Raw genomic sequence first — 12,429 nt, forward strand, 5'->3', positions numbered from 1 at the left:
GAAATTGCGTAGTGCGCCGCATTTTTAAACAAAAATTCAATAAACTAAATATTTTTTGATGCGGATCAAGACACATTTCCTTTGTTTAGTGTTAATGTTAATAAATCTCATTATCAACTTCATGTGCGTTACTCATATTATGCGAACTTGGCACAAACTCTTTCTGCTTTGCTGCTGTTGGTGGCTATCAGCCTCATTAGCCTGGGCTGCGACGGATTACCCGCAGTTGGTTAATGATATCCAATCCCGTCTCGATAAAACGTCTCAGTTGTACCAACAACAGAACAATGATGAAGCCCGTACTACGGTGCAGATGGCGTACTTTGAAGTTTTCGAAAACCTCGAAGGCCCGATTCGTATCAATATCTCTGCCCAGAAGAGTTACCAGATGGAAGCCGCTTTTGGCGAAATCCGGCGCATGATTGGGGAGGGCAAACCGCAAGCGGAAGTTGATAATAAAATTAATTGGCTTAAAAGTGAACTCACTGCGGTACTGCCTATACTGACCGATGGGCATAAACTTAATGCAGAACAGCAACATGCAGCCTATGAAAACAGTGAAATTGCACTGTACTGGCAGCAGAGTTTCAAAATCATTGATGACTTACTGGCACAAGCCATAAGCGAATATCAAGAAGGGAAGTTCGCCGCGGCCAGTGAAAGCGTGCAACAGGCTCATTATCAGGGTTTTAAAAACTCTGAAATGGAAATGTCAGTGCGGGGCAATCGTTCCGCACAAGCAGCGGCGGCAATTAACCAACAATTTACCGCATTAATCGATCTCACCCGCAAGCCAGACCAAATAACGGAAGTTGCCTATCGTGTCACCGGTTTACTGCAAACTATCGAAGACACCCTGCCAGGCTTACCCACAACGCGTGAACAGCAACCAGTCACCGCAGATCAAGCCAACGTTGGGCAATCTTCGGCATCGGCTGCTAATTCTGACGGACAAGCTAATGCCGATTGGGCGGCGGTTTCCAGTAAGATAAATCAGGCCATCAGCGATGCTATCAGTCAGTACCAAAAGGGGCAGACTACACCGGCAATGATGGCTGTACAGGATACCTACTTTGATTTGTTCGAAGCCAGTGGCATGGAGAATAAAGTTGGTTCACGTGATGCTGCATTTAAATCGACGTTAGAGGGGCATTTCACTCGTTTAGTCAGTCTGATGAAAGCCGGTCAGCCAGTCGAACAGCTACAAGCCGAAGCAGTTGCGTTGCAAAAGGATTTGGCCAGTGCTGTAGAGATGCTGGGTGGGGGGGATGAAACCAACTGGAGTCTGTTCATCTACAGCCTGCTGATTATTGTGCGTGAAGGGCTGGAAGCTTTACTGATTGTTGCCGCGATAGTGGCTTATCTGGTGAAAAACAACCATCAGGATAAATTACCGCTCATTCGCCAATCCGTCGTAGTGGCCTTAATCGCCAGCGTGCTAACCGCTTTCGTCTTCCAGTGGTTATTTGCTAATTCAGGGCAAAGTCGTGAGTTATTAGAAGGTTTCACCATGATGATTGCCGTGGTGATGCTGTTCTCAATGAGTTACTGGTTATTGTCGAAGACTGAAGCACGGCAATGGAAAGCTTATCTCGAAGGGAAATTTTCTAAGTCACTCAGTAGTGGATCGATGGTCGGGTTATGGCTGACAAGCTTCCTGGCGGTGTATCGCGAAGGTGCTGAAACTGTACTGTTCTATCTGGCCCTGATGGGCGATGCCAGTACCACTAGCGGCCACTTGTCGATTCTGGCAGGTTTTGGCGTTGGCTGTGTATTCTTGCTGGCAGCTTATCTGGTTATGCGCTTTACCGTAGTCAAATTGCCACTCAAACCCTTCTTTATGTTTACCGGTGGCTTTATGTACCTAATGGCGTTTGTATTTGCCGGTAAGAGTGTTCTTGAACTAATTGAAGGTAAATTGTTTGAGCCGACATTGCTACCGGGCGTACCTGAAATCAGTTGGTTGGGGATCTATCCATATCTGGAAACATTGATTCCTCAAGGGATATTACTGATTGCTGCGCTGGTTGCTCTTTGGGTAATGCAACGGCGTGGTCGTACTGTCTCAGCGTAATGGTCCGGCATGATGCCGGTGTGAATAACGACAATGTAATTATCATTTGATACCAGAGGGTGTGCTACATGACCATGAAGAAAACGATTATTGCCAGCAGCATTATCGCCAGCATTTTTGCAGCGCCTGCTGCTTTCGCCTTTAAAGAGTATCCGGCTGGCGAGCCTATCAAGATCAACGATATGGAAATTGCTGCAGTTTACTTGCAGCCAATCGATATGGAACCGCGTGGCATGGGTTTGCCTGCCGCGAAAGCTGACATTCATCTGGAGGCGGATATCCATGCCACCGAAGGCAATAAGAATGGATTTGGTGCCGGTGAATGGATGCCGTACCTGACTATCGCTTATACCTTGGTGAATACGGATACTGGTACCAAACAAGAAGGCACATTCATGCCGATGGTTGCCAGTGACGGTCCACACTACGGTGCCAATATTAAAATGATGGGCGTAGGTAACTATAAAGTTACTTACCATATCAGTGAGCCATCTAAAGCCGGGTTACATCGCCATACTGATAGCGAAACGGGTGTCGGCCGCTGGTGGAAACCGTTTGATGTGAGTTATGACTTTAAATATACCGGTTTGAATTGATAACAATGGCCGCGATGACTAAAACAGTTATCGCGGCTTTTTCTTAATGCTGGATGGTCAGCGCGTTTTTATCCGCGCGATGTAAAAGCTGATCAGTGATAACTGGCAGGTGTTGTGATTATCTTGCCCAAGGTGTGTGCTAATGAGTTATTTTTTTGTTTCCGTGCTACAAGCCTTTTTACCGGTAGCGTTGTTATTGGGGTTAAGTTGGGCATTCAGGCCAGCTCCTGCATTGAACCGGGTGGTATGGATAACGATACTCATGGCTATCGTGGGTATTTGGGCCGGTACCCATTACCCAAAATCGCAGCAATTGCAGTTAGTTCTGGCGGGGGTTCAACTTCTCGCACTGCTGTTATTCTTGTTAAGTCAATTTACGCTCCGCCAGTCGTTAGGTTATGTCTGGCAAGCCCTGTTGGTATTGGGCGCAGCATTCAATTGGGGTAATAATCCGAATCTCGGTGCCTTTACCAATACCCATGTCATCAACACTGATTTACTGCTCAATTTGGCGGCTATTGTCGTGGCATTTGGCTGGGTGATTTTCAGTGCCGTATTATTGCTGATGATGGTCAGGCAATTGCCTCGTTGCCGTTGGCCACTATTGATACTGATAACGGTATTACTGATTTTGCCACTCAGTGGCGACGGCATTCTGTTATTGATGAAGTTACAGGTTGTGCCACTGACCAAATCACTACTCAGTTATGTCGCTTTAGTTACCAATGGGCATGCCTGGTTGAGTTACATTTGTGCGCTGCTTCTGGCATTTACGACGCTGTGTTACTTGATACCGTTATGTAATTCCCGCCGGATCGTCGGTGAAAATTCAGACCCGATCGCTCACCGTAAAGCATTAGCTGATTACCGTAATGTACGCCGAATCTTTATTTTTTCCTTGCTGGCATGGGTAATAGTCGCAGGTGCTCAACTCTACTGGGATAAAGTCGCTTCTCAACCGCCCCAGTTGTCCGAGGCCTTACCCGTGACACTCTCGGCTGATGGTTTAGTCCGTATCCCAGTAGAGCAGGTACGCGATGGTAAGTTGCATCGTTTTGTCTGGGTCGCCGATGATGGTAAAGCAGTACGTTTCTTTATTATTAACCGTTATCCCGATCGTCTGCGCCTGAGTGTGGTTTTCGATGCCTGCTTGTTGTGTGGTGATCAAGGGTATGTCATGGAAGGCAATCAGGTCATTTGTGTTGCCTGCGCCGTGCATATTTTCATTCCGTCGATCGGTAAAGCAGGGGGCTGTAACCCGATACCGTTGGAGGGGTGGAAAAGTGACGATAAAGAGTTAGTCATTCCCAAAGCCTCTTTGGAGGCGGGTGTCAATTACTTCGCCACGGTAGTAACGCTTGATGTAATTGATCCGGTTGATAAAACTCACCTCACCAATCAAAAGGCCGAATATAAGTACAGTTATGGCGAGAAGACCTATTTCTTCTCATCTGAGGCGAATTACAACCGTTTCCGTGAACACCCGGAGCAGTTTGTGACGCCGGTTGCCAGTAGTGAAGACAGTGACACGCAGGAGAATCCATAATTATGTTATGGCGCATGCTCAAGCAGTCTTGGTTCAGGAATGTCCGGCGTAAATCCCTGGCGGTATTTACGGTCTTCCTTGCTGCCGGACTCATCTCGTCATTGTTGGCGGTATCGATAGATATTGGCGATAAAATGTCACGTGAGTTGAAGTCTTATGGTGCCAATATTTTGATTGAACCTGCTGGGCAGGTGGCACTGCCTTCATTATTCGGCGAGCAGAGTAACCCACTTACCGGGCAGGATTTCCTCGATCAAGCTGAGTTACCCAATATCAAAGATATTTTTTGGCGTAACAATATTGTCGGTTTTGCGCCATTACTGAGCGGCGAAACTGATGTTAAGGGTCAAATTATTCCGCTGCTGGGGACCTATTTTAATCAGCCGGTTGATGTACCCGATGAAGAGGACTATCACACCGGTCAGCAAATTATCAGCCCGTATTGGCAGGTTAGTGGTAACTGGCCGCAGGAGCCAGTTAAAGCCGATGCGACAACGGCTGAGGCATTGTTAGGTAAACAACTGGCACAGCAAACTGGTTGGCAGGTCGGTGATGAGTTGCACCTCAACGGTGCTTCTGGCCCACTAACGGTGAAGATAAGTGGGGTGCTGAGTAGTGGTGGTGAAGAAGAGAGCCGCCTGGTGTTACCCCTAAGCGCAGTGCAATCACTCCTCGGCTTGCCAGGAAAAATCCAGGCAGTGCGGGTCTCAGCATTGACTGTGCCAGAAAATGAGTTGTCGCGTAAAGCGCGCGAAAACCTTGAAGCCCTCAATGCCGAAGAATATGACCTGTGGTATTGCACCGCCTATGTTTCTTCAATTGCACACCAATTGGAAGAGGCTATTTCTGGCTCCGTGGTGCGGCCAATTTGGCAAGTTGCTGCATCTGAAGGGGTGGTGATTGAAAAGATACAACTGCTGTTGGCGGTGGTTACACTGGCGGCGTTGATTGCTGCGGCAATGGGGATTGCATCGCTGATGACCAGCACGATTATGGAACGCGCTAAAGAGATTGGTTTGATGAAAGCATTGGGGGCGCGTCAGTGGCAAATTTTGATGCTGTTTTATCTTGAAGCAGCAATCAGTGGCTTGATTGGTGGTCTGGCAGGCTGTTTGGCTGGCTGGGGCTTGGCAAAAACCATTGGCCTGATGTTGTTTGGCGCTCCGCTCAGTTTTGCCTGGATGGTGGTGCCCTGTGTGCTGGTGATATCCGTGTTGATTGCCGTCATAGGTACCTGGTTCCCTGCCCGGCGTATTGCCAGTCTCTATCCGGTGGAGGTGCTTTATGGCCGTTAATCATCGGGCAATTCAGCATAAAGGCAGTAATAGTATGTTCTGGCGATTGGTATTACGTGCACTGCGCCTGCGGATGCAACGGGTCAGTGTGGTATTTGCCGCACTCACTGTTGGTGCAGCGATTGTCACCGCAATGTCAGCAGTTTATTTCGATATTAATGCCAAGATGAGTCAGGAGTTACGAACCTTTGGTGCCAATTTCTATATCGGCCCAGGGCATGGTAACTCTTTTGAACAACAGCGATTTCAGCCAATTATAGATGCGGCACCAAAAGGGCTTATCAATGCTTCCAGCCCCTATATTTATGGTATGGCCCGCACCGAATTGGAAAAAGTGGTGCTGATGGGGGTATGGTTTGAATCCCTACAACAGCTCGTTCCCTACTGGCAAGTCACCGGCAACTGGATCGGCGTCAGTTTTGATGATCGCAATGCCATGATTGGTGTCAAACTTGCCGAACGCTTGCACGTCAAAGTAGGCGATACCATTACATTGGTGAATGGAGCGACTCGCCAGCGTCTTCAGGTCAAAGGTATTGTTGAAGCGGGTGACGCCACGGATAACATGTTAATCGTCAATCTTGAACTGGCGCAAAAATGGCTCAATCAACCGGGGCATATCAGCAATGCGCTCCTTAGCGTCAGTAATGATGTGGGGCAGGTTGAAACATTTGCCAGCCGCCTGCGTGAGCAATATCCCGATCTTGAAATTCGGCCAATCCGTAAGGTCTCGGCTTCTGAAGGGCAGGTGCTTGATAAAATAAAAGGGCTGATGGGGCTGGTCTCGGTGGTGATCCTCATTTTGTCATCACTGTGCGTTAACACCACCTTAATGGCGATAGTGGGTGAGCGTTCAAAAGAGTTCGCCTTGCAAAAAGCATTGGGTGCCAGTGGTGCCGATATTATTCGTCAGATGCTGACTGAAACACTGATCATATCGCTGGCTGCCGCAGTCTGCGGTGCTTTGCTTGGCTATGTGTTGGCGCAAGTATTGGGCCAGACGGTGTTCAGTGCGGCAATCGCTTTGCGAGCACCAGTACTGCCATTGACCCTGATATTGTCATTGTTAGTCGCCGCCGTGGCGGCCATTGTTCCCACCCGTCGGGCTATTCATATCGAACCCGCTAAAGTCCTGAAAGGAGAGTAGCAAATGACATCGCCATTAACACGGGTGAAACCTGAATACACCGCGGATGCCGTCATTGAAACCCGACATTTATATAAGCGTTTTGGTCAAGTTACAGCTCTGGAAGACATTAATATTCGCATTAATCGTGGTGAGTTTGTCGCGATTATGGGGGCGTCCGGCTCAGGTAAAACAACATTAATGAATATCCTGACCTGTCTGGATACCGTTAGCGAAGGGCAGGTGTTACTTGACGGTATTGATGCCGCAGGCTTAGACGAAGAAGGCCGCCGGCAGTTTCGGGCTGACAAGATAGGGCTGGTTTTTCAACAATTTCACCTGATTCCTTACCTGACTGCGTTAGAGAACATTATGTTAGCGCAGCATTATCACAGTGTGGTTGATGAAGACGCCGCGCGGCAGGTTTTAGAACAGGTCGGGATGACACCACGTATGGGGCATCTGCCTAGCCAACTCTCTGGTGGTGAGCAACAGCGAGTGTGTATTGCACGTGCGCTTGTTAATCAGCCTCCTATCATTTTTGCTGATGAACCGACCGGTAATCTTGATGAAGAGAATGAACAGCGGGTGCTGGATCTGCTAAACCATATTCATCGTCAGGGTAGAACCATTGTCATGGTTACCCACAATCCAGATTTAGGGTGTGTTGCTGATCGGATAATCCGGCTCCAGCACGGTAAATATCTTAATGAAGAGAGCCGTCATCATGTGGCGTAATCGGTTAAAAGTTATCGGCATGTGTGGTGTGTTATTGCTACTTAGCGCGTGTAAACAAGAAGAGTTGGTGATGGGTGAAGCGGCCCCGCAATTGGCAGCTTATGACCTAAAAGGCAAGCCGGTGGCACTTGATCAATGGAAAGGTAAGCAGGTGTACCTCAATTTCTGGTCAGCTAGCTGTGGCGGTTGTCTGGCTGAAATGGCGGCACTGGATAAACTGAGTCAGGAATATCGGGATGATATCGTGGTTGTGGCGATTAACACCGATCCTGAACAGGTGGATATCAATCCGGTGTTGGCACAGCGGAATATTAGTTATCCGGTTATTCGTGATCAATTAGGTATCACACAAGAACGCTACCAGGTTATTGGCACCCCGACTTCTTTTCTGATTGACCGCAGTGGTAAAGTGACGCAATTGCATCAGGGCGCGCGTAATGAGCAGGCGCTGGTTACGTTGTTCCAACAATGGGCGGCGGGTGCATAATGAAAGCAGTGCTGTTGTTAACCGTGGGTGTCCTGCTACTCAGTGTCACGGCTCAGGCAGCCACTGACGGTGAGCATATTTATAAACAAACCTGTTCAAGTTGCCATGGGCGTTCGGCTGATCGCAAAGGCTTGGATAAAGCACCGCCACTGATATCGTTATCGCGTGATGAAATTGTTGATGGTCTAACTGCTCGCCGCGATGGCAAGATTGTTGGCCGGGGCAATAAGGCCAAAGCACATCTGACGGATGACGACATTCAAAAACTGGCCGACCATATCGAAAACTTAAAAACGATTAAACGCACAATGCCTTGATGCAATATTATCTTTTATTTCAATTTGTTGACTGATTTAAATAAACCAAATCTCGTGCCGAATTTGTTTGTTCCGACGGCTTCATTTGATAATGTTAATGCTGTATTATATGTTGCATATTAAATGCATCTTTAAGTTATCTGAGGAATGTCAGTATGGAAAATACATCAGCACTGCTGTGTTATAAAGAGTTACCTGTCTGGAATAGTACCGCTGTACCGGCGATGTTCCGGGAAAAACACAATACCAAGGCAGGCACTTGGGCCAAACTGACCATTCTAAACGGGGAGATGGATTTTCTGATCCTCGATGAAGCGGGGAATACTTTGGCGAGGCATAGCTTCTCTTGTGAGCAGCAGCCGCCCTTTATAGAACCCCAAGTCTGGCACCGTATTGCCGCTTGTTCAGATGACCTGCAATGCCAACTCAGTTTCTATTGCACGGCAGAAGATTTTTATCATAAAAAATACAATTTAACCCCGACGCACTCTGAAGTCATTGAAGCCGTGAAAATGGTTAAACCGGGTAAAGCATTAGATTTAGGCTGTGGTTCTGGTCGTAATTCTTTGTATTTGAATTTATTGGGTTTTGATGTCACGGCGGTAGACAAAAATAGCGATAGTATCCATAATTTACAGCAGATTATAGTACAGGAAAATCTGCAAAATATTACCGCCAGCACTTACAATATTAATGAAGCCAGTGTGGACAACCGCTATGATTTTATTCTATCGACTGTGGTCCTGATGTTCCTACAACCGGAAAGAATTCCCTCTATTATTAATAATATGCAGGAGTGTACCTTGTCCGGTGGTTATAATTTGATTATCTCTGCCATGTCTACGGATGACTTCCCTTGTACTGTGCCGTTCTCTTTTACATTAAAGTCGGGTGAGTTAAGCCATTACTATAAAGATTGGGATATTATTAAGTACAACGAAGATGTTGGGCAATTACATAAGACCGACGCCGAAGGTAATCGGATAAAACTGCGCTTTGCGACATTATTGGCGAAAAAACGGTAATTGCACCCCAGGTACCCAACCTGCGACTTAGTTGGGTTTAATACAGCATATTAAATCGCGGGTAATTTAACCGCCGCGGGGGGTAAGTTGGGTTCTTTACGCAAACAACCGACAATATAATCAATAAATACGCGCAGCTTGGGGGGTAAATAGCGGGTTGGCGGGTAGAGTAACCATAAGCCACCGCTGTACGAACTGATAAAGCGCCATTCTGGTAATACCGGTACTATCAGTCCCTGTTGCAATGCTGTTCTGGCCGTAAAATAAGGTAGGCTGCCGATACCTATATGCTGCAAGACAGCATCTAGCCTGACACCGGTATGGTTAGCTGCGTAGCGGCCCCGTACCGCGACAGTTACCGCTTTGCTACCTTGACGGAATTTCCAGCGGGCGTCTCCCGGCGTCTCTCCGAGATAAATACAGCTATGGTGCACTAAATCATGCGGATGCAGGGGAACCTCATGGGTGGCGAGATATTCGGGTGTGGCGCACAACAAATGTTCGATAGCCATCAATTGCCGGCCAATCATTCCAGCAGGGGGTTGGTCAGTAATACGAATTGCCAAATCGATATTTTCATCAATTAAATCAACGTAGCGGTCATCTAAGATCAGTTGTACATCTATTTTACTGTGGCGGCGCAAGAATTCAGGGATATGCGGGTGAACGACAAAACGGCCAACTGCTTTTGGTACACTGATACGAATAAGCCCTTCCGGTTCCAGATTGTACTGGCCACTGACTTCCATCACTGAATTGGCTGCACTAAGCATCGCATGACAGCGTTTAAAAACCTCTTCGCCACTTTCGCTCAATCGCAATTTACGCGTAGTTCGTTGCAATAAGCGCGTAGCCAGCGCTTTTTCGAGTCGGCTGACGCTACGGCTGATTGCTGAAGGTGAAACGCCTAACTGGCGTGCAACTGCCGAGAAACTACCGGTTTCTACCACTTTAACGAAAATAGCCATTTCGCTTAGCAGAGTCAGAGCCATATTTGTGCTCACAGCGCAACAGTCCTTTGAGGTTATGACGGATTATCACAATAGACTGGCATTAATATAATCATAATGGAAATGATAAAAGGATAATGATTGTGACTACTCGTCTATTTTTTGATAACGATACGCTGGCTACGGATGTAAATGTCCTGAGTTGTACTCCTGATGGTGAGCGATTTGCTTTAATATTGCAGGCTACTATTTTCCATCCGCAAGGCGGTGGGCAACCTTGCGATACCGGTACGATTGGCGGCAGCCCGGTATTACATGTGGTGGTGGTGCAACATCAATTAGTTCATTATGTGGCGCTGCCCGTTGCATTAGGGATACAACCTGCGTGTATCGACAGTGACCGGCGTATTCTGAATGCACGCATGCATTCCGCTGGGCATATCATTGGCAATATTGGCGAAAGTTATGGCTGGTTGCCAATAAAGGCACATCACTGGCCGGGTGAGGGCCGAGTCTCATTTAAACCGACTGAAAATCCGCATCCAATTGATATTAATATTGTTCAGATAGCTTTAGAGCAGTTTATTCATCAGGATTTAGCCCGACAGACGTTGATCCAGGGTGATTTTCGCGAAATCGGATTTGGTGAATTGCCCGCGTATGCCTGTGGCGGTACCCATGTTAGTTCGCTGCGCGATGTGGGAAAGGTTATTGTTCAGTCCATTTCGGAGAAAAAAGGAGTGATGTCGGTGAATTACACGATTGATTAGTCGGTAACAAATTGTCTTAGCTCTGCACCTGCAACTTCAATGACTTTAGGTATATTATTCAGATCACAGATAAAATAAGCCTTGAAGGAAAGTTTGGTGAATAAAGAAAAGATTGCGCATTTAGACGCGGTAAGTCGCAAAGCCCGTACGGTAATGGAGCGAGAAGGGCTTGATGCTCTGGTGGTCACCGTTTGTGATAATTTCTACTATCTCACTGGGTTCGCCAGCTTCTTTATGTATACCTTCCGCCATACCGGTGCGGCGGTGGCGATTATGTTCCGTGATGCAGCAATTCCTTCGCAAATCATCATGAATGAGTTTGAGGCAGCCAGTGCCCACTTTGATATGCCGAATATGGTGCTAAAAACCTTTCCGGTGTGGGTCGATGTCGATGACCCACGCAATCCCCTTAATCATCAGACCAAGCGTGAGCGGCCGATTGGCCCGCCAGTTGAAGCTGTTTTTAGTTTAGTCAAAGCAGCGCTTGAGGACGCCGGGGTGCTGGGTAAGACCATTGCCATTGAATTACATGCCATGTCTAACGGGGGAAAAGGTGTTCTGGACAAAGTAGCGCCAGGGCTGAAATTGGTTGATTCAACGCCATTATTTAATGAAATCAGGATGATCAAAAGCCCGTGGGAGATTGAACATCTGCGTAAAAGTGCTGAGATAACCGAGTTTGGTATTGCCCGTGCAGCGAAAGAAATTCGCGTCGGTTGTACTGCGGCACAATTGACGGCGGCATTCAAAGCCGCAGTAATGACGTTTCCGGAAACGAACTTCTCCCGTTTCAATCTTATTTCGGTTGGTGATAACTTCTCGCCTAAAATGCTGGCGGATGACGCCCCAGCTAAGCCGGGAGACTTAATTAAGTTTGACTGCGGTGTGGATGTTGCAGGTTATGGGGCCGATCTGGCGCGAACTTTTGTTCTGGGGGAGCCGGACCCACTAGCAAAGCAGATATATGACACCATTAGAATCGGTCATGAACATATGCTCTCAAGGGTGGCACCGGGGGTTAAATTAAAAGATGTTTTTGATTCCACCATGGACGTCATTAAAAAATCGGGCTTGCCACATTATAATCGTGGTCATCTAGGGCACGGTGATGGTGTATTTTTGGGATTAGAAGAAGCACCTTTCATCAGTACATTAGCGACTGAAACGTTCCAGCCTGGGATGGTGTTAAGCCTTGAAACACCCTATTACGGTATTGGGATCGGTTCGATTATGTTAGAGGATATGATTCTCATTACTGATAATGGTTATGAGTTTTTAACTAAACTCGATCGCGGCTTACAACGTTGTGACTAATCTGCGCTGAACATCTCACTTTATGTGAATTAAATTCATCTTGGAAAATAGACTCTAGCCATTTTAGCTGAGCCTATTTTTCTTAGGTCAAAATCGTATATGACAAACATTCAAATAGTTATAAAAATAATGCATATAAAATAATGAGTTAAATTGTAGAAGTGTTTTAATAGTTTGGTTACTGGCATTCT

The 12,429-nt window shown here is 47.0% G+C and carries 12 protein-coding genes; 11 read left to right on the forward strand and 1 reads right to left on the reverse strand.

Annotated elements, in window-relative coordinates:
* The first annotated feature begins 139 nt into the window (after positions 1-139).
* The 9 genes from V1952_RS15300 to tehB all read left to right on the forward strand — a co-directional run bounded on the left by V1952_RS15300 (position 140) and on the right by tehB (position 9,204).
* Positions 140-2,074 carry an FTR1 family iron permease gene (locus V1952_RS15300; protein WP_372558841.1) on the forward strand — a complete coding sequence of 645 codons (1,935 nt, stop codon included), beginning with the start codon at positions 140-142 and terminating at the stop codon, positions 2,072-2,074.
* A 68-nt stretch (positions 2,075-2,142) separates the two neighbouring features.
* Positions 2,143-2,670, forward strand: coding sequence for an iron transporter (locus V1952_RS15305; RefSeq protein ID WP_083159075.1), 528 nt, complete (start codon positions 2,143-2,145; stop codon positions 2,668-2,670).
* A gap of 142 nt (positions 2,671-2,812) precedes the next feature.
* Positions 2,813-4,216, forward strand: coding sequence for a Fe-S-containing protein (locus V1952_RS15310; RefSeq protein WP_420075041.1), 1,404 nt, complete (start codon positions 2,813-2,815; stop codon positions 4,214-4,216).
* 2 nt (positions 4,217-4,218) lie between these two features.
* The gene (locus V1952_RS15315; RefSeq protein WP_420075042.1) at positions 4,219-5,511 is read left to right on the forward strand and encodes an ABC transporter permease; all 1,293 of its coding nucleotides are present in this window, start codon (positions 4,219-4,221) and stop codon (positions 5,509-5,511) included.
* Between the two features lie 34 nt (positions 5,512-5,545).
* Positions 5,546-6,658, forward strand: a complete 1,113-nt coding sequence (locus tag V1952_RS15320; RefSeq protein ID WP_193784820.1) for an FtsX-like permease family protein — start codon at positions 5,546-5,548, stop codon at positions 6,656-6,658.
* A gap of 3 nt (positions 6,659-6,661) precedes the next feature.
* On the forward strand, positions 6,662-7,375 hold the full coding sequence (locus tag V1952_RS15325) for an ABC transporter ATP-binding protein (RefSeq protein ID WP_083159071.1): 714 nt from the start codon (positions 6,662-6,664) through the stop codon (positions 7,373-7,375).
* Positions 7,376-7,394: 19 nt separating this feature from the next.
* Positions 7,395-7,862 carry a TlpA family protein disulfide reductase gene (locus tag V1952_RS15330; protein WP_420075045.1) on the forward strand — a complete coding sequence of 156 codons (468 nt, stop codon included), beginning with the start codon at positions 7,395-7,397 and terminating at the stop codon, positions 7,860-7,862.
* On the forward strand, positions 7,862-8,179 hold the full coding sequence (locus V1952_RS15335) for a c-type cytochrome (RefSeq protein ID WP_372558844.1): 318 nt from the start codon (positions 7,862-7,864) through the stop codon (positions 8,177-8,179). Before V1952_RS15330 ends, V1952_RS15335 begins: the two co-directional genes overlap by 1 nt.
* Positions 8,180-8,334: 155 nt before the next feature.
* Positions 8,335-9,204, forward strand: coding sequence for an SAM-dependent methyltransferase TehB (tehB, locus tag V1952_RS15340; protein ID WP_372558845.1), 870 nt, complete (start codon positions 8,335-8,337; stop codon positions 9,202-9,204).
* 50 nt (positions 9,205-9,254) lie between these two features.
* Here the strand turns inward: tehB and V1952_RS15345 are convergent, their stop codons facing one another.
* Positions 9,255-10,208 (reverse strand): LysR substrate-binding domain-containing protein, encoded by a 954-nt coding sequence (locus V1952_RS15345; RefSeq protein WP_420075043.1) that lies wholly within the window; start codon positions 10,206-10,208, stop codon positions 9,255-9,257.
* A gap of 89 nt (positions 10,209-10,297) precedes the next feature.
* Here V1952_RS15345 and V1952_RS15350 point away from each other — a divergent pair, with 89 nt between their 5' ends.
* Both V1952_RS15350 and V1952_RS15355 read left to right on the forward strand, forming a co-directional pair.
* On the forward strand, positions 10,298-10,924 hold the full coding sequence (locus V1952_RS15350; protein ID WP_372558847.1) for an alanyl-tRNA editing protein: 627 nt from the start codon (positions 10,298-10,300) through the stop codon (positions 10,922-10,924).
* 96 nt (positions 10,925-11,020) lie between these two features.
* Positions 11,021-12,238, forward strand: a complete 1,218-nt coding sequence (locus tag V1952_RS15355; protein WP_420075044.1) for a M24 family metallopeptidase — start codon at positions 11,021-11,023, stop codon at positions 12,236-12,238.
* The last annotated feature ends 191 nt before the right edge of the window (positions 12,239-12,429 follow it).

Origin of the sequence: Yersinia sp. 2542 StPb PI, from assembly GCF_048593855.1 — a bacterium.
Classification (GTDB): domain Bacteria; phylum Pseudomonadota; class Gammaproteobacteria; order Enterobacterales; family Enterobacteriaceae; genus Yersinia; species Yersinia enterocolitica_E.